General features: G+C 62.0%; 17 protein-coding genes. 15 read left to right on the forward strand and 2 right to left on the reverse strand.

Annotated features, from left to right (window positions below; all coding sequences use genetic code 11):
- Positions 1 to 206 precede the first annotated feature (206 nt).
- From AC3WP7_RS28740 to AC3WP7_RS28775, 8 genes are read left to right on the forward strand one after another with little or no spacing between them, the layout of a single operon-like run.
- Positions 207 to 1,409: a PepSY-associated TM helix domain-containing protein gene (locus AC3WP7_RS28740; protein ID WP_071496151.1), complete on the forward strand. Its 1,203-nt coding sequence runs from the start codon at positions 207 to 209 to the stop codon at positions 1,407 to 1,409.
- Positions 1,406 to 1,942: a PA2404 family protein gene (locus AC3WP7_RS28745; RefSeq protein WP_092248034.1), complete on the forward strand. Its 537-nt coding sequence runs from the start codon at positions 1,406 to 1,408 to the stop codon at positions 1,940 to 1,942. Before AC3WP7_RS28740 ends, AC3WP7_RS28745 begins: the two co-directional genes overlap by 4 nt.
- Positions 1,939 to 2,268, forward strand: a complete 330-nt coding sequence (locus tag AC3WP7_RS28750) for a hypothetical protein (protein WP_071492272.1) — start codon at positions 1,939 to 1,941, stop codon at positions 2,266 to 2,268. Before AC3WP7_RS28745 ends, AC3WP7_RS28750 begins: the two co-directional genes overlap by 4 nt.
- Positions 2,265 to 2,825 (forward strand): DUF6162 family protein, encoded by a 561-nt coding sequence (locus AC3WP7_RS28755; protein ID WP_093530170.1) that lies wholly within the window; start codon positions 2,265 to 2,267, stop codon positions 2,823 to 2,825. Before AC3WP7_RS28750 ends, AC3WP7_RS28755 begins: the two co-directional genes overlap by 4 nt.
- A gap of 19 nt (positions 2,826 to 2,844) precedes the next feature.
- Entirely contained in the window at positions 2,845 to 3,765 is a 921-nt protein-coding gene (locus tag AC3WP7_RS28760) for a metal ABC transporter substrate-binding protein (protein WP_092248031.1), read from the forward strand.
- Complete coding sequence (locus AC3WP7_RS28765) at positions 3,762 to 4,508, forward strand: metal ABC transporter ATP-binding protein (RefSeq protein WP_071492269.1); 747 nt, start codon at positions 3,762 to 3,764, stop codon at positions 4,506 to 4,508. The genes AC3WP7_RS28760 and AC3WP7_RS28765 overlap by 4 nt, the downstream gene beginning before the upstream one ends.
- Positions 4,505 to 5,404 carry a metal ABC transporter permease gene (locus tag AC3WP7_RS28770; protein ID WP_071492268.1) on the forward strand — a complete coding sequence of 300 codons (900 nt, stop codon included), beginning with the start codon at positions 4,505 to 4,507 and terminating at the stop codon, positions 5,402 to 5,404. The genes AC3WP7_RS28765 and AC3WP7_RS28770 overlap by 4 nt, the downstream gene beginning before the upstream one ends.
- Positions 5,404 to 6,363: a metal ABC transporter substrate-binding protein gene (locus AC3WP7_RS28775; protein ID WP_102593152.1), complete on the forward strand. Its 960-nt coding sequence runs from the start codon at positions 5,404 to 5,406 to the stop codon at positions 6,361 to 6,363. The genes AC3WP7_RS28770 and AC3WP7_RS28775 overlap by 1 nt, the downstream gene beginning before the upstream one ends.
- Here the strand turns inward: AC3WP7_RS28775 and AC3WP7_RS28780 are convergent.
- Entirely contained in the window at positions 6,344 to 7,069 is a 726-nt protein-coding gene (locus tag AC3WP7_RS28780) for a UTRA domain-containing protein (protein ID WP_033900319.1), read from the reverse strand. The genes AC3WP7_RS28775 and AC3WP7_RS28780 overlap by 20 nt on opposite strands.
- Before the next feature lie 347 nt (positions 7,070 to 7,416).
- Here AC3WP7_RS28780 and AC3WP7_RS28785 point away from each other — a divergent pair, with 347 nt between their 5' ends.
- The 6 genes from AC3WP7_RS28785 to AC3WP7_RS28810 all read left to right on the forward strand — a co-directional run bounded on the left by AC3WP7_RS28785 (position 7,417) and on the right by AC3WP7_RS28810 (position 12,776).
- The gene (locus tag AC3WP7_RS28785) at positions 7,417 to 8,493 is read left to right on the forward strand and encodes an ABC transporter substrate-binding protein (protein ID WP_092248020.1); all 1,077 of its coding nucleotides are present in this window, start codon (positions 7,417 to 7,419) and stop codon (positions 8,491 to 8,493) included.
- A gap of 186 nt (positions 8,494 to 8,679) precedes the next feature.
- Entirely contained in the window at positions 8,680 to 9,486 is an 807-nt protein-coding gene (locus tag AC3WP7_RS28790; RefSeq protein ID WP_102642520.1) for an alkaline phosphatase family protein, read from the forward strand.
- Complete coding sequence (locus AC3WP7_RS28795; protein WP_092248014.1) at positions 9,483 to 10,319, forward strand: ABC transporter permease; 837 nt, start codon at positions 9,483 to 9,485, stop codon at positions 10,317 to 10,319. Before AC3WP7_RS28790 ends, AC3WP7_RS28795 begins: the two co-directional genes overlap by 4 nt.
- Entirely contained in the window at positions 10,306 to 11,106 is an 801-nt protein-coding gene (locus AC3WP7_RS28800; RefSeq protein ID WP_092248011.1) for an ABC transporter permease, read from the forward strand. Before AC3WP7_RS28795 ends, AC3WP7_RS28800 begins: the two co-directional genes overlap by 14 nt.
- Positions 11,103 to 12,092 carry an ABC transporter ATP-binding protein gene (locus tag AC3WP7_RS28805; RefSeq protein ID WP_092248008.1) on the forward strand — a complete coding sequence of 330 codons (990 nt, stop codon included), beginning with the start codon at positions 11,103 to 11,105 and terminating at the stop codon, positions 12,090 to 12,092. Before AC3WP7_RS28800 ends, AC3WP7_RS28805 begins: the two co-directional genes overlap by 4 nt.
- 30 nt (positions 12,093 to 12,122) lie before the next feature.
- A complete protein-coding gene (locus AC3WP7_RS28810) occupies positions 12,123 to 12,776 on the forward strand; it encodes an HAD family hydrolase (protein WP_092248005.1) in 654 nt (217 codons plus the stop codon).
- 129 nt (positions 12,777 to 12,905) lie between these two features.
- On the opposite strand, the gene AC3WP7_RS28815 is transcribed toward AC3WP7_RS28810, so the two are convergent.
- Positions 12,906 to 13,868 carry a zinc-binding dehydrogenase gene (locus AC3WP7_RS28815; protein WP_102592992.1) on the reverse strand — a complete coding sequence of 321 codons (963 nt, stop codon included), beginning with the start codon at positions 13,866 to 13,868 and terminating at the stop codon, positions 12,906 to 12,908.
- A gap of 138 nt (positions 13,869 to 14,006) precedes the next feature.
- On the opposite strand from AC3WP7_RS28815, the gene AC3WP7_RS28820 reads away from it, so the two are divergent.
- Positions 14,007 to 16,088 carry a carboxy terminal-processing peptidase gene (locus AC3WP7_RS28820; RefSeq protein ID WP_170856108.1) on the forward strand — a complete coding sequence of 694 codons (2,082 nt, stop codon included), beginning with the start codon at positions 14,007 to 14,009 and terminating at the stop codon, positions 16,086 to 16,088.
- The last annotated feature ends 61 nt before the right edge of the window (positions 16,089 to 16,149 follow it).

A 16,149-nucleotide genomic window follows, 5' to 3' on the forward strand; every position in this document is an offset into this window, starting at 1 on the left:
GGGTGATGGCTTGGAACATGTTTCGTGTTCGATCAAGGCGATAAAACGCCCCGAATGTGAACCTGAAACATTTTCTTTCATATCCGCCTTAGGGATTTCTCATTCTCATCCGTCTTAACTTAGATACAGCCCGTCGCGTCAGCAAAAGCTACGACTGGCCTTTTCCGGGCCTCCATTGCCCTCCTCCGATCAAGACCCTCATTCACATGTCGAAGAAGTCACGCTCCAAACTCTGGTTTCTCGTACATAGCTGGCTGGCATTGCCTATCTGGTTCTTTGTACTGATCGTCTGCGTCACCGGCACCCTGGCGGTGGTCAGCCAGGAGATCGTCTGGCTGGCCAACCCGGATATCCGTGCGAGCAAGCCCTCGGACGATGCCGAACCGCTGAGCTATGACCAGGTGATCGCCGCCATCAAGCGCGATGAACCCCAGGTATATGTGCAGTCGATCAGCCGGCCCGACGAATCGCATTTTGCCTTGAGCGTCGACCTCAGCTACCCCGACGGACGCTCGGTGGAGGTCTACGTCAACCCGTACACCGGGGCGATCCAGGGCATCAGCCCCTCCTTCAACTTCCAGCAGTTCACCCGCGCCCTGCATGGCTGGTGGCTGGTGCCGTTCACCAATGGCTACAGCTGGGGCTGGTACCTGGTGTCGGCACTCGGCATCCCGCTGCTGGCGTCGCTGGTCACCGGGCTGGTGGTGTACAAACGGTTCTGGAAAGGCTTCCTGCGCCCGACCCTGCGGATCCGCCACGGCGCGCGGATTTTCTGGGGGGACTTCCACCGCTTGAGCGGTATCTGGTCGATCTGGTTCATAGCAGTCATCTCCGTTACCGGCATCTGGTTCCTGATCCGGGCGATTTTGGGCGACAACCAGATTTCGATTTCCACCGAACCGGTCATCCCGGTGATTGCCCGGGAGAAGGTGCCGATGTCGGCGCCCGGCGTGCCGGCCCCCATGATTCCGGTGGACGAGGCGATCAAGATCGCCACCCAGCGCATTCCTGGCCTGGAGGCAAGTTTCATCAGCCTGCCGCTCAATGCCTACAGTCACCTGCAGATCGGCGGGCGGGGCTGGTACCCGTTGATGTTCCAGACCGCGCAGATCAACCCCTATGACGGTGAAGTGGCTGCGGCGCACCTGCTGTCCGACCGTTCGAAGCTGGAGTTCGTCACCGAATCCATGCGCCCCCTGCACACCGGCGACTTCGGCGGCATCTGGATCAAGCTGATCTGGGCCTTCTTCGGCCTGATCATGAGCATGATGGTGTTGAGCGGCCTGCTGATCTGGACCAAGCGCACCGCCCTGGCCACCCTCAATGCCTTCAAGCGTGAAGCCAAGGCACAGCACAAACCGGTTTCCCTCCCCGCCCGGCAGGCGCAAACCTCGGAGGCCAACTCATGAGCAAGGTCGCTGCGGTAAAACCATCGCCTCTGCGGGCGCTCTGGCTGAAATGGCGTTTCCATCTCAATGTGCTGCTGTTGCTGGTGCCGCTGGGCTTCATGCCCAAGTACTTCGCGGATGCAGCGCTGTTTCGCGGCGACACCGGCATCGGCGAACGGGTGGCCGGCGACGTACAGGTCGGACCCTGGAGCCTGAAGCTTGCCGAGTTTCGCAATGAAGGCCCGCGCCCCGACCCGGCCGGCCCGATGAAATTCTTCAACGCCGCCCTGTGCGACAGCTGTGCCAACCAGGTCAAGGCCACCTACCTGCGCATCGGCAAGCCGCGCAGCCTGCGCGCTGCCGGGGTGATCTTCTTCGGTACGCCCTACCGCATGGGCGCCGGCCTGCCGATCCCGGAACGCACGCCCGTCGACGCCGAACTGTGGGTGACCATGGAAGGCTGGGACGGCAGCATGCACCAGGGCTCCATCCCGTTGAGCCAGGCCTCGCCTGCCACGATTGCCTGGCTGAACAAGCAAGGAGTTAAACCATGACTTTGATGCGACTGACCCGCGCCTGCGGCGTCCTGTTGATGGGTGCGGGGTTCAGTACCGTCGCCCTCGCCCACAACCCGATGTGCGAGTGCAAGGAAATCCCCGGTGAGCAGATCCAGTGCAAGGGCGGCTTCTCCGACGGCAGCGGTGCACCCGGCGTGACCCTGGACGTGATCGGCTACGACGAAACCATCCTGGTGCCCGGCAAACTCGGCCAGGACTCGACCCTGACCTTCAAGAAACCGTCCGCCGAGTTCTACGTGCTGTTTGATGCCGGTCCCGGCCACGTGGTGGAAATCGACCAAGCGGATATCCAGCCGCAATGAGTACCACACAGGTTGTACGCCCGGCCGGTGCCGGTCACGAAACCCTCTACGTGCTGCTGTTGTGCCTGATCATCCTCGCGGTGGCCGGCTCGGTAATAGCGCTGCACGGTGAATCCCAGGAAGTCGCGGCGGTGCCCAGCCACCAATTGGACGCGCGCCGCGACCTGAGCGCCGCCGAGCAAGGCGTCTATGCGGACCTGCGGGTGACCCTGGATGAAATCCAGCTGTTGCAGCAGGAACAAAGCGCGCTGCCCAGCCCGGCGCAACTGGCCGAAGAAGGCTTTGCGCCGTTTGCCCAGGACGCCAGTTCGGTCAGCCGCGGCGATCACCGCTGGCAACTGTTGGAACCCTCGGCCTACCTGGGCTTGAGCCAGGCGCCAGCGACCAGCGGTTCATTATTGATGCGCGTGCACGGTGCCGAGCCGGACATCTGGCTCAATCGCCAGGCCAACCTCGCCGCTCCCTCCGACCTCTCCGACCAGGCGCTGATCGCAGCCGGCTGGCGGCAGGTGGTCGCGCAATTCGATGCCGGCGTCACCCGCCAGCACCGTCACTGAACGAGAAGACCGATTGCCCATGTCTATTTCATCGCCCCTGTTGCGCCTGTTGCTGGTTGGCCTGTTCAGCCTGATGCTCGCTCCCCTTGCCAATGCCGAGGCAACCAAGCGCCTGCGTATCGGCATCACCTTGCACCCTTATTACAGCTACGTGGCCAATGTCGTCGGCGACAAGGCCGAGGTGGTGCCGCTGATTCCGGCCGGTTTCAACCCGCATGCCTACGAGCCACGCGCCGAAGACATCAAGCGCATCGGCACCCTGGACGTGATCGTGCTCAACGGCGTCGGCCACGATGATTTCGCCGACCGCATGATCGCCACCAGCGAGCGCCCGGACATCCCGGTGATCGAAGCCAACGCCAATGTGCCATTGCTGGCCGCCACCGGTAACGCCGCACGCGGTGCGGGCAAGGTGGTCAACCCGCATACCTTCCTGTCGATCAGCGCATCGATTGCCCAGGTCAACAACATTGCCCGCGAACTGGGCAAGCTCGACCCGGACAACGCCAAGACCTACACCCAGAACGCCCGCGCCTACGGCAAGCGCCTGCGCCAGATGCGTGCCGATGCCCTGGCCAAATTGACCAGCGCACCCAACCCGGACCTGCGCGTGGCCACCGTGCATGCGGCCTACGACTATCTGCTGCGCGAGTTCGGCCTGGAAGTCACCGCCGTGGTCGAACCGGCCCACGGCATCGAGCCAAGCCCCAGCCAGTTGAAGAAAACCATCGACGAACTGCGCGCCCTGGACGTGAAGGTGATCTTCTCGGAGATGGACTTCCCGTCCACCTACGTCGACACCATCCAGCGTGAATCCGGGGTCAAGCTGTACCCGCTGTCGCATATTTCCTACGGCGAATACAGCGCCGAGAAGTACGAAGTGGAAATGACCGGTAACCTCAACACGGTGGTCCGGGCAATTCAGGAGTCCGGAGCATGACGGCGGCGGAACAGCTGAAGGCGGTCAGCGTCGGCCCGACGCTCGAGTTCGACAAGGTGTCGTTGACCCTGGGTCGCACCGCGATCCTCGATGCGGTGAGTTTCCAGGTACAGCCGGGCAGCATCCATGCGCTGGTCGGCCCCAACGGCGGCGGTAAAAGCTCGCTGATCAAGACCCTGCTCGGGCAAACACCCCATCAGGGTCGGCTGAGCCTGCATTGGCCAGCCGCGCCCGGCACCATCGGCTATGTACCCCAGGCCCTGGAGTTTGACCGGGGCTTGCCGATGACCGTGGATGATTTCATGGCTGCCATGTGCCAACGGCGCCCGGCGTTCCTGGGCCTGTCCAGGCACTACGCCGGCGCGATCGGGGACGCACTGGAGCGCGTCGGCATGCAGGACAAACGCAAGCGGCGCATGGGCGCCCTGTCCGGCGGTGAACGCCAGCGTGTGCTGCTGGCCCAGGGGCTGATCCCGGCGCCGCACCTGCTGGTGCTGGATGAGCCGATGTCGGCCCTCGACGAAGCCGGTATCCAGGTGTTCGAGCGCCTGCTCAATGACTGGCGCCTGGCCGGGATCACCGTGCTGTGGATCGAGCATGACCTGGAAGCCGTGGGCCGCCTGGCCGACCGCGTCACCGGCCTGAACCGCCGCGTGCTGTTCGATGCCACGCCCAAGGAGGCGCTGACCCCGGACCGCCTGCTGACCCTGTTCTCCACCCACCCTCGGAGCCCGGCGCAATGAGTTATGAAGCCTTTCGCTTGATGGTCCAGGGCTGGGCCTCTTCTGGCTACCTGCCGGAGGCGCTGGCCTACGGTTTTGTGGTCAACGCCCTGCTCGCCGGTCTGCTGATCGGCCCGGTACTGGGCGGCCTGGGCACGCTGGTGGTGGTCAAGCGCTTCGCATTTTTCTCCGAAGCGGTTGGCCATGCCGCGTTGACCGGCGTGGCAGTCGGGATCCTGCTGGGGGAACCCTACACCGGGCCGTATGGCGCCCTGTTCGGCTACTGCCTGCTGTTCGGCATCCTGCTCAACTACCTGCGCAACCGCACGGGCCTGGCGCCGGACACCTTGATCGGGGTGTTCCTGTCGGTGTCCCTGGCGCTGGGGGCGAGCCTGTTGCTGATCCTGGCCGGCAAGATCAACGTGCATATCCTCGAGAACGTGCTGTTTGGCTCGGTGCTGACGGTCAACGGCAACGATCTGCTGGTGCTGGCGGTTGTCGGTGCGCTGGTGATGGCCCTGGCGCTGCCGCTGTACAACCGCATCATGCTGGCCAGCTTCAATCCGCAGTTGGCCGCTGTGCGCGGCGTCGCCGTGAAAACCCTGGACTACCTGTTCGTGATCCTGGTGACGCTGATCACCGTCGCGGCGGTCAAGGTCATCGGGGCGATCCTGGTGGGGGCGCTGCTGGTGATTCCGGCGGCTGCGGCGCGCCTGCTGAGCCAGTCGCTGAAGGGCTTCTTCTGGGTCTCGGTGGCGATTGCCACAGTCAGCACCCTGTGCGGGATCCTGCTGCCGATCATCTTCGACCTGCCCGTGCCGTCCGGCGCCGCCATCATCCTGGTCGCCGGTATCGCCTTCGCCCTGGCCGCCATCGCGCGCGGCACAGTGCCCAGCCTCAAAGGGAATCTTGGATAATGCGCCCTGTACTTCGTCCATTGGCTATGGCCATCACGTGTTTCATCAGCACTTCGGCCCTGGCGGTCGACGGGGTAGAGCCCAAACCTCTCAAGATCCATCAGGGATTGGGCCACGCCGCACTGAGCAAGGCCACTTCGGTAAAACAGGTGAAGATCCTCGCTTCGCTGCCGATTACCTACGGCCTGGCCGAGGTGCTGCTCAAAGGCACCAACGTACAGCTTGAGCGCGCCGCGCCGGCCAACTTGCCAGGTTCACGCCAGGTGTCCTACTTCACCGGCCGTGGCGCGCCGGCCCTGAGCAAATTGGCGCTGGACGCCGACGCCGCCATCGGCCTGCGCTCATTGTGGGCCGATGACCCGCTGTACCCGGTGGCGCGGCGTAGCAATATCCGTATCGTCGAAGTCGACGCCGCCCGCCCGGTGGATGGTGGCTTGCCCGGCATCGCCGTACAGCCGGGCGTTGCCGATGGCCTGAACAGCCAGCCATGGCAGTCGAGCAACAATATGGGACGCATGGCCGATGTACTGGCTGCCGACCTGAGCCGCCTGGCCCCGGGCGCCAAGCCGAAGATCGACGCCAACCTCGCCGCCCTCAAGCAGCGCCTGCTCAAACTCACCGCCGACAGCGAAGCGCGCCTGGCCAAGGCGGATAACCTGAGTGTGGTCAGCCTGAGCGATCACTTTGCTTATCTGATCAGCAGTTTGAACCTCGAAGCGCTCAGCACCGATGCACGGCCGGATGCCGACTGGACGCCCGAGGCGCTACAGAAACTCACGGCCGAGCTGAAGGACAACGATGTGGCGGTGGTGCTGCATCATCGCCAGCCGAGTGAGGCGGTGACGGCAGCGGTAACGGCAAGTGGCGCCAGGCTGCTGGTGCTGAACGTGGACGGTGCGGAACCGGTGGCGGAGCTGGAGACCAATGTGGACCAGGTGATCAAGGCGCTGACCCCATGACATCCACACCGACATGAATCGCATCATGCCGCCAGAACTCCAGGTCGCAGTCGATCAACCGCTGGTGCTGGTCATAATTGACCCGGGCGATACGCAAGCCCGGGCTGCCCACCGATACGCGCAACGCCGCAGCAGCCTCCACCGGCAGTGACGTCGGCACGATCTCGAAACGCACCCGCCCGTAGTGCAGGTCGTACTTGCGTGCGTACAGCTCGGTCATCGACTGATTCAAATCACACGCCAGGATCCCCGGGAAATACTGCGGGTTCAGGTAGTGCTCCACATACAACACCAGGCGTCCATCGATGCGCCGCCCCCGGCAGATCTGGATCACGCTCGACAGTGCCGGCAGCTGCAACCAGGCGCACACCGCCGCCGACGCCGGTTGCAGCCGCGCGGAGATGACCTCGGTGGACGCCACCCGCCCCTGGTCGCTGACCATCGCGTGAAAGTGGCTGCGTTGCATCAGGTTGTAGGCCAACCGTGGCGGCGAGACAAACCAGCCGCGTCGCTCCTCGCGATAAATCTGACCCTGCGCTTCCAGTTGTAACAAGGCTTCCCGCACGGTAATCCGGGTGGTACCGAACAACTCGCTGAGCTTGCGCTCGGCCGGCAGTTTGCTGGCAGGCGGCAACAGGCCGTGGTCGATCTGCTCTTGCAGCGCCAGGCCGATGGATGTCACCGCCTTGATTGCCTCATCACGCATCAACGTTACCTATCTGGACTAGACCAGCACCGACAAGGTGCACAAACCGCTCCGTAAATGGGCTTGCACGGTTGAGTGCCAGCCTAGGTAGTACAGATGACCGACAGATGACAGTCCGTGTGCAGCCGTCGCAGCACACCCTGCAATACGTCGGCCAAGTCCCTTCCCCACGGGCACTTGAGCATGGTCTACGCTGACTCTGCGACAAGCGACATCAGCATTTTAAAAACGACATCGACATGAAACTGTCATCCATCGAGCCTAGATTGGCTCAGGTATTGCTCTGACCTAGACCAACAACACCGCAGAAACAACCGCCGCGTTGAAAACGCCCAAAGGAGCTTCGGATGAAACAGCTTTTCCTGGCATCACTGTTAGGCTCGACCATTGCCATGTGCACCGCCGCCATGGCCGCTGATACCGATCTAAAAACCCTGGAAGCTGCCGCCAAGGCAGAAGGCGCTGTCAACAGCGTCGGCATGCCCGATGACTGGGCCAACTGGAAAGGCACCTGGGAAGACCTGGCCAAGACCTACGGCCTCAAGCACATCGACACCGACATGAGCTCGGCCCAGGAAATCGCCAAGTTCAAGGCTGAAAAAGACAACGCCAGCGCCGACATCGGCGACGTGGGCGCGGCGTTCGGGCCGATTGCGGTGAAGCAGGACGTGACCCAGCCGTACAAACCGTCCACCTGGGCCCAGGTCCCGGATTGGGCGAAAGACAAGGACGGTCACTGGGCCCTGGCCTACACCGGCACCATCGCGTTTATCGTCAACAAGAAGCTGCTGCACGGCTCTGAAGTGCCCACCCGTTGGGCTGACCTGCAAAACGGCAAATACAAGGTCTCCATCGGTGACGTAAGCACTGCGGCGCAAGCGGCCAACGGCGTACTGGCAGCCGCCATTGCCAATAAAGGCGACGAAAAGAACATCGCCCCCGGCCTGCAATTCTTCACCAAGATCGCCCAGCAAGGCCGCCTCTCACTGTCCAACCCGACCATCGCCACCCTGGAAAAAGGTGAAGTCGAAGTGGGCGTGGTCTGGGACTTCAACGGCCTGAGCTACAAGGCCAAGATGGCCAACCCGGATGACTACGTGGTGCTGATCCCATCGGATGGCTCGGTGAAATCCGGCTACACCACCCTCATCAACAAATACGCCAAGCACCCGAACGCCGCCAAGCTGACCCGCGAGTACATTTTCAGCGACGCCGGCCAACTCAACCTGGCCAAAGGCAATGCGCGTCCGATCCGTGCTGAAACCGACCTGAAACTGCCGACCGAGATCGCCAAGAACCTGATCCCGGGCGAGCAGTACACCAAGGCCAACCCGCAGCCGATCAAGGATGCCGATGCCTGGGAAGCCACGTCCAAGAAGCTGCCCCAGCTGTGGAACGAGCAAGTCATCGTAGAGATGAAGTAAGCCTGCCACCCCACATTGGACTCCACTGGAGATCCAATGTGGGAGGGGGCTTGCCCCCGATGGCGGTGGATCAGTGACAGATATTCAAACTGACACACCGCTATCGGGGGCAAGCCCCTCCCACACTTGAACCCAGATGCATCAGGAATATCGAGCCAAGTCCATCGTTGCGGAGCGCCTCCCCCCATGAAGCACAATGTCATCCTTGTCGTGCTCGACGGCCTCAACTTCGAGGTTGCGCGGCACGCCATGGGGCACTTGCAGGCCTATGTCGGCGCAGGACGCGCAGCCCTGTACAAACTGGAATGTGAACTGCCCGCCCTGTCCCGCCCGTTGTACGAATGCATTCTCACCGGTGTAGCGCCGATCGATAGCGGCATCGTGCACAACAACGTCTCGCGCCTGTCCAACCAGCGCAGCATCTTCCATTACGCCACCGACGCCGGCCTCACTACCGCGGCGGCGGCTTATCACTGGGTCAGCGAGTTGTATAACCGCACGCCCTTTCTCGCCGCCCGCGACCGTCATACCGACGACCCGGCGCTGGCGATCCAGCACGGGCATTTCTACTGGAATGACCACTACCCGGATTCCCACCTGTTCGCCGACGCCGAAAGCCTGCGCCTCAAGCACGCGCCGAACGTCCTGCTGGTGCACCCGATGAACATCGACGACGCCGGCCACAAGCACGGCCTCGACACCCCCCAGTACCGCAACAGCGCACGCTCGGCCGACATCATCCTGGCCGACTACCTGCACACCTGGCTCGACGCCGGCTACCAGGTGCTGGTGACCGCCGACCACGGCATGAACAACGACCGTTCCCACAACGGCCTGCTCCCCGAAGAACGCGAAGTGCCGCTGTTTGTGCTGGGGACTGCGTTCAGCCTGGACAGCCGCGCCGCACCGAAACAGACCGAGCTGTGCGGCACCGTCTGTGAGCTGCTGGGCGTACCCCACGACAAACCTGTATGCCGGGAGCTGTTGAAATGATCCGAGGCAAATGGCTGGCGCTGCTGTGCCTGGTGCCTTTCGCACTGTTCTTTATCGTGTTCGAAATCGCCCCGTTGGTATGGGTGCTGATCAACAGCCTGCAAACCGAAGAGGCTGGCTGGGGCGTGGAAAACTTCACGCGCATCTTCAGCTCGAAGTTCTACCTGCAAGCCATCCAGTTCAGCCTGGAGATCAGCTTCTACTCCAGCGTGTTCGGCATCATCATCGCCACCCTCGGCAGTTACTCCCTGCGTCGGGTGGATTCGCCGCTGCGCAACTTCGTCACCGCCTTTGCCAACATGACCAGCAACTTTGCCGGCGTGCCCCTGGCCTTCGCCTTCATCATCCTGTTGGGCTTCAACGGCAGCATTACGATCATGCTCAAGCAGGCGGGGATCATTCAGGACTTCAACCTGTATTCGAAGACCGGGTTGATCATTCTCTACACCTATTTCCAGATTCCCCTCGGTGTACTGCTGCTGTACCCGGCCTTCGATGCGCTGCGCGAGGACTGGCGTGAGTCGGCGTCGCTGCTGGGTGCCAACGGTTGGCAGTTCTGGCGACACATCGGCTTGCCGGTGCTCACCCCGGCCCTGCTCGGCACCTTCGTGATCCTGCTGGCCAACGCCCTTGGGGCCTATGCCACGGTGTATGCGCTGACCACCGGCAACTTCAACGTGCTGCCGATCCGCATCGCGGGCCTGGTCTCCGGTGACGTGTCCCTCGACCCGAACCTGGCCAGTGCCTTGGCCGTGGTGCTGGTGGCGCTGATGACCGTGGTCACCGTGGTCCATCAACTGCTGCTCAAGAGGAGCTACCATGTCTCGCGCTGAAGCCGGCCCGGCCTCCCTCTACCACCGCGTGGTGGTGTGCCTGTTGTTTGCGATCCTGGTGCTGCCGCTGATCGGCACCTTCGTCTATTCCATCGCCAGCAGTTGGTCGGCAACGATCCTGCCCGCTGGTTTCACGGTGAAATGGTATGTGCAGCTGTGGAGCGACCCGCGCTTCCTGATGGCCTTCGGGCAATCGTTGCTGGTGTGCGTGGGCGCCTTGGTGCTGTCGGTGGTGCTGATTTTGCCGCTGCTGTTCGTGGTGCATTACCACTTTCCCAAACTCGACGCGCTGATGAACATCCTGATCCTGCTGCCCTTCGCGGTGCCGCCCGTGGTGTCGTCGGTGGGCCTGCTGCAATTGTATGGCTCAGGTCCCTTTGCGATGGTGGGCACGCCGTGGATTTTGATCGGCTGCTACTTCACCGTGGCACTGCCGTTCATGTACCGGGCGATCACCAACAACCTGCAGGCGATCAACCTGCGCGACCTGATGGACGCCTCCCAGCTGCTTGGCGCCAGCACCTGGCAGGCGGCGATCCTGGTGGTGCTGCCCAACCTGCGCAAAGGCTTGATGGTGGCACTGTTGCTGTCGTTCTCGTTCCTGTTCGGTGAGTTCGTGTTCGCCAATATCCTCGTGGGTACGCGCTACGAAACGCTGCAGGTCTACCTGAACAACATGCGCAACAGCAGCGGCCACTTCACCAGTGCCGTCGTGATTTCCTACTTCTTCTTTGTGCTGGTGCTGACCTGGGCCGCCAATATCTTGAACAAGGACAAAAGCCAATGAGCTTCGTCAGCGTCCAACACCTGCAAAAAAGCTACGCCGGCACCCCGGTGTTCAGTGACATCAACTGCGAAATCGCCAAGGGCGAGTTCGTCACCCTGCTCGGCCCGTCCGGTTGCGGCAAGTCCACGCTGCTGCGCTGCATCGCCGGGCTGACCTCGGTGGACAGTGGCAAAATCCTGCTGGATGGCCAGGACATCGTCCCGCTGAGCCCGCAGAAACGCCATATCGGCATGGTGTTCCAGAGCTATGCACTGTTCCCCAACATGACCGTGGAACAGAACGTCGCCTTCGGCCTGCGCATGCAGAAGGTCAACGCCGACGACAGCCACAAGCGCGTGCAGGAAGTCCTGCAACTGGTAGAACTCAAGGACCTCGCCGGTCGCTACCCGCACCAGATGTCCGGCGGCCAGTGCCAGCGCGTGGCCCTCGCCCGCTCATTGGTCACGCGCCCGCGCCTGTTGCTGCTGGATGAGCCGCTGTCGGCACTGGATGCGCGGATTCGCAAGCACCTGCGCGAGCAGATCCGCCAGATCCAGCGCGAGCTGGGGCTGACCACGATCTTTGTGACCCATGACCAGGAAGAAGCCCTGACCATGTCCGACCGGATCTTCCTGATGAACCAGGGCAAGATCGTGCAGAGCGGTGATGCCGAGACCCTCTACACCGCGCCAGTGGACGTATTCGCCGCCGGTTTCATCGGCAACTACAATCTGCTGGATGCCGACAAGGCCACCCAATTGCTGCAACGCCCGATCAACAGCCGTATCGCCATCCGCCCGGAAGCCATCGAGCTGAGCCGCAATGGCGAGTTGGACGCCTTGGTTCGCAGCCACAGCCTGCTGGGCAACGTGATTCGCTACCGCATCGAAGCGCGCGGCGTGGAACTGGTGGTGGACGTGCTAAACCGCTCGGCCGACGACTTGCACCCGGATGGGCAACGCCTGGCACTTTCCATCGACCCCAGCGCCCTGTGTGAAGTAGCCTGAGCAGCGACGATTATTGAGAGAGCGTGACGGATGGCATTGGTAATTTTTGATCTGGACGACACCCTGATCCATGGCGACTGCGCCACCCTGTGGAGCGAGCAGATGGGCCGCCTGGGCTGGGTCGACCCTGAGTCGTTCATGCGCAGGAACAACGAATTGATGGCCGCCTACAGCCAGGGCCAGCTGAAGATGGAAGACTTCATGGACTTCAGCCTGGAGCCGATGATCGGCCGCACGCCGGAGGAAATCGAGCACTTGGTGGAGCCGTGGGTCGAGGATGTGATCGAGCCGCTGATCTACAGCGACGCCACCAAGACCATCGCCCGCCACCGTGCGAATGGCGACCGGATCCTGGTGATCTCCGCCTCGGGCACGCACCTGGTTACGCCGATTGCGGCGCGGATCGGCATTGATGAGGTGCTGGGGATTGAGCTTGAAGTAAAGCACGGCGTGTACAGCGGCCATACTCAGGGTGTGTTGACCTACCGTGAAGGCAAGATCACGCGTTTACTGGAATGGCTGGCGCAGGAAGGTGAAACACTGGACGGCGCGTACTTCTATTCGGATTCGCGCAATGATTTGCCGTTGCTGCTGAAGGTGGAGCATCCACAAGTGGTCAATCCGGACCCGGTGCTGCGCGAGCATGCCGAAAAAGCCGGCTGGCCGATCCATCACTGGATCTGATTGAACCGAGATCAACATCTGGGAGGGGCGGTGCGACGATTCGACTTGCCCCGATGGCAGTGTGTCAGATGAAGAATTCTTCACTGTCCCAGCGCTATCGTCGCACCGCCCCTCCCACATTGACCGCATTCAGCTCAAACTTTCGTCGATCACCAACACCAGCTTTCCGGAAATCCGGTTGGTCGCAAGCTCGGCAAACGCCGCTTCGGCATCCCTGATTGCAAAGGTCCTCGCCAGTTGCGGGCTCAGCCGCCCTTCAACAAACAGCGGCCATACATGCTGGCTCAAGTCGCTGAGCAGGTCGGCCTTGAACTGATCACTGCGGCTGCGCAAGGTCGAGCCCAGCAACTGAATGCGCTTGCCCAGTACCTGGGCCAGGTCCAGTTGCGCGTCACGCCCGCCCATCAAGCCGATCAACACCCAACGACCATCGAGGGCCAGCAGCTTGAGGTCCAGCGCCGCATAGTTGCCACCGACCGGGTCGAGGATCACATCGAACGGCCCGAAATCCCGCAACCCCTCGATGCCGTCGGTACGCACCACGCCGCCCTGTGCACCGAGCTCCTCGCAATAGGTCAGGCGCTCTGCCGAGCCGACGCTGACCCAGCACGGGCTGCCAAACGCCTTGCACAACTGGATCGCCGCCGAGCCCACGCCGCTGGCGCCGGCATGCAGCAGTACCTTTTCACCGGGCTTGAGGCCCGCCAACTGGAACAGATTCAGCCACGCCGTGCTGTACACCTCGGGCAGCGCCGCCGCTTCGACCAGCGACAGGCCTTCCGGAACCGGCAGCACGTGGCGCGCATCCACCACCACTTCCTCGGCCATGCCGCCACCGGCGAGCAGTGCGCAAACCCGGTCACCGACTTGCCAGGACGAGCCGGCGCCCACTTCGCTGATCACCCCGGAACACTCCAGGCCCAGCACGTGGCTGGCACCCGGCGGCGGCGGATAGAGCCCCGCCCGCTGTAATAAATCGGCGCGATTGAGGCCCGCTGCCGCCACACGAATACGAACTTGCCCTACATCGCAAGTAGGACCGGGTTCTTCCAACCACTCCACATGACCGTCAACGCCTTGCAATGCTTTCACAGTGCCTCCATAGTGAGTCTGGACTGAGCCCGTAGCTGTATCGCCGGGCTTTTTGCATTATGCGACCGGACCATATGGAACCGGCTCCCTCAAAGACGGCCTAATATGCGTTATCAATTGCCCCCGCGTCGAATCAGCATGAAGCATCTGTTCCCCAGCACCGCCCTCGCTCTATTCATTGGTCTCGGCTTCGCCTCGATGTCGACCAATACGTTCGCAGCCAACAGCTGGGACAATCTTCAACCTGATCGCGATGAGGTGATTGCCAGCCTTAACGTCGTCGAGTTGCTCAAGCGCCATCACTACAGCAAGCCGCCGCTGGACGACGCTCGCTCGGTGATCATCTACGACAGCTACCTCAAGCTGCTGGACCCGTCGCGCAGCTACTTCCTGGCCAGCGATATCGCTGAGTTCGACAAGTGGAAGACCCAGTTCGACGACTTCCTCAAGAGCGGCGACCTGCAGCCCGCGTTCACCATCTACAAGCGTTACCTGGACCGCGTCAAAGCGCGTCTGGACTTCGCCCTGGGTGAGCTGGACAAAGGCGTCGACAAGCTCGACTTCACCCAGAAGGAAAACCTTCTGGTGGACCGCAAGGACGCACCTTGGCTGACCAGCACCGCCGCGCTTGACGACCTGTGGCGCAAACGCGTCAAGGACGAAGTGCTGCGCCTGAAGATCGCCGGCAAAGAGCCCAAGGCCATCCAGGAGCTGTTGACCAAGCGCTACAAGAATCAGTTGGCGCGCCTGGACCAGACCCGTGCCGAAGATATCTTCCAGGCCTACATCAACACCTTCGCGATGTCCTACGACCCGCACACCAATTATCTGTCGCCAGATAACGCGGAAAATTTTGATATCAACATGAGTCTATCGCTGGAAGGCATCGGTGCCGTCCTGCAAAGCGACAATGATCAGGTCAAGATCGTGCGCCTGGTACCGGCAGGCCCGGCCGACAAGACCAAGCAGGTCGCTCCGGCCGACAAGATCATCGGCGTGGCCCAGGGCGACAAAGAGATGGTCGACGTGGTCGGTTGGCGCCTGGACGAAGTGGTCAAGCTGATCCGTGGGCCGAAAGGCAGCGTGGTGCGCCTGGAAGTGATTCCGCACACCAATGCACCGAACGACCAGACCAGCAAGATCGTGTCCATCACCCGTGAAGCGGTGAAGCTCGAAGACCAGGCTGTGCAAAAGAAAATCCTCAACCTCAAGCAGGATGGCAAGGACTACAAGCTGGGCGTGATTGAGATCCCGGCCTTCTACCTGGATTTCAAGGCCTTCCGTGCCGGCGATCCGGACTACAAATCCACCACCCGCGACGTGAAGAAAATTCTCACCGAACTGCAGAAGGAAAAAGTCGACGGCGTGGTCATCGACCTGCGCAACAACGGCGGCGGCTCCCTGCAGGAAGCCACCGAGCTGACCAGCTTGTTTATCGACAAGGGCCCGACCGTGTTGGTACGCAACGCGGATGGCCGTGTCGACGTGCTGGAAGACGAGAACCCGGGCGCCTTCTACAAAGGCCCGATGGCCTTGCTGGTCAACCGCCTCTCGGCCTCGGCCTCGGAGATTTTCGCCGGCGCCATGCAGGACTACCACCGCGCCTTGATCATCGGCGGCCAGACCTTCGGCAAAGGCACCGTGCAGACCATCCAGCCGCTGAACCATGGCGAGCTGAAACTGACGCTGGCCAAGTTCTACCGGGTTTCCGGGCAGAGCACCCAGCACCAGGGCGTACTGCCGGACATCGATTTCCCGTCGATCATCGACACCAAGGAAATCGGCGAAAGCGCCCTGCCGGAAGCCATGCCGTGGGACACCATCCGCCCGGCGATCAAGCCGGCGTCGGATCCGTTCAAGCCGTTCCTGACGCAGTTGAAGGCTGACCACGACACCCGCTCCGCCAAGGATGCCGAGTTCGTGTTCATCCGCGACAAGCTGGCCCTGGCCAAGAAGTTGATGGAAGAAAAAACCGTCAGCCTCAACGAAGTGGACCGTCGCGCGCAGCATGCCGACATCGAAAACAAGCAACTCGTACTGGAAAACATCCGCCGCAAGGCCAAGGGTGAGGATCCACTCAAGGAGCTGAAGAAAGAAGACGAAGATGCGCTGCCGACCGAAGCGGAAAAAACCAAGCCGGAAGACGACGCCTACCTGGCCGAGACCGGCCGGATCCTGCTGGACTACCTGAAGATCAGCAAGCAGGTGGCCAAGCAGTAAATGATGGCGATTTAATGTGATCGCTCCTTGGAGTGTCATCATATAGACATCATTCTGTCGT

Source organism: Pseudomonas sp. FW305-3-2-15-C-LB1 (genome assembly GCF_058787615.1).

Bases quoted from the DNA above. Each gene is read 5' to 3' on its own strand.
- AC3WP7_RS28795 (WP_092248014.1), top strand. From the start codon at position 9,483: ATGATCCGAGGCAAATGGCTGGCGCTGCTGTGCCTGGTGCCTTTCGCA.
- AC3WP7_RS28765 (WP_071492269.1), top strand. From the start codon at position 3,762: ATGACGGCGGCGGAACAGCTGAAGGCGGTCAGCGTCGGCCCGACGCTC.
- AC3WP7_RS28805 (WP_092248008.1), top strand. From the start codon at position 11,103: ATGAGCTTCGTCAGCGTCCAACACCTGCAAAAAAGCTACGCCGGCACC.
- AC3WP7_RS28790 (WP_102642520.1), top strand. From the start codon at position 8,680: ATGAAGCACAATGTCATCCTTGTCGTGCTCGACGGCCTCAACTTCGAG.
- AC3WP7_RS28750 (WP_071492272.1), top strand. From the start codon at position 1,939: ATGACTTTGATGCGACTGACCCGCGCCTGCGGCGTCCTGTTGATGGGT.
- AC3WP7_RS28740 (WP_071496151.1), top strand. From the start codon at position 207: ATGTCGAAGAAGTCACGCTCCAAACTCTGGTTTCTCGTACATAGCTGG.
- AC3WP7_RS28810 (WP_092248005.1), top strand. From the start codon at position 12,123: ATGGCATTGGTAATTTTTGATCTGGACGACACCCTGATCCATGGCGAC.
- AC3WP7_RS28760 (WP_092248031.1), top strand. From the start codon at position 2,845: ATGTCTATTTCATCGCCCCTGTTGCGCCTGTTGCTGGTTGGCCTGTTC.
- AC3WP7_RS28770 (WP_071492268.1), top strand. From the start codon at position 4,505: ATGAGTTATGAAGCCTTTCGCTTGATGGTCCAGGGCTGGGCCTCTTCT.
- AC3WP7_RS28785 (WP_092248020.1), top strand. From the start codon at position 7,417: ATGAAACAGCTTTTCCTGGCATCACTGTTAGGCTCGACCATTGCCATG.
- AC3WP7_RS28780 (WP_033900319.1), bottom strand. From the start codon at position 7,069: ATGCGTGATGAGGCAATCAAGGCGGTGACATCCATCGGCCTGGCGCTG.
- AC3WP7_RS28820 (WP_170856108.1), top strand. From the start codon at position 14,007: ATGAAGCATCTGTTCCCCAGCACCGCCCTCGCTCTATTCATTGGTCTC.
- AC3WP7_RS28775 (WP_102593152.1), top strand. From the start codon at position 5,404: ATGCGCCCTGTACTTCGTCCATTGGCTATGGCCATCACGTGTTTCATC.
- AC3WP7_RS28745 (WP_092248034.1), top strand. From the start codon at position 1,406: ATGAGCAAGGTCGCTGCGGTAAAACCATCGCCTCTGCGGGCGCTCTGG.
- AC3WP7_RS28755 (WP_093530170.1), top strand. From the start codon at position 2,265: ATGAGTACCACACAGGTTGTACGCCCGGCCGGTGCCGGTCACGAAACC.
- AC3WP7_RS28800 (WP_092248011.1), top strand. From the start codon at position 10,306: ATGTCTCGCGCTGAAGCCGGCCCGGCCTCCCTCTACCACCGCGTGGTG.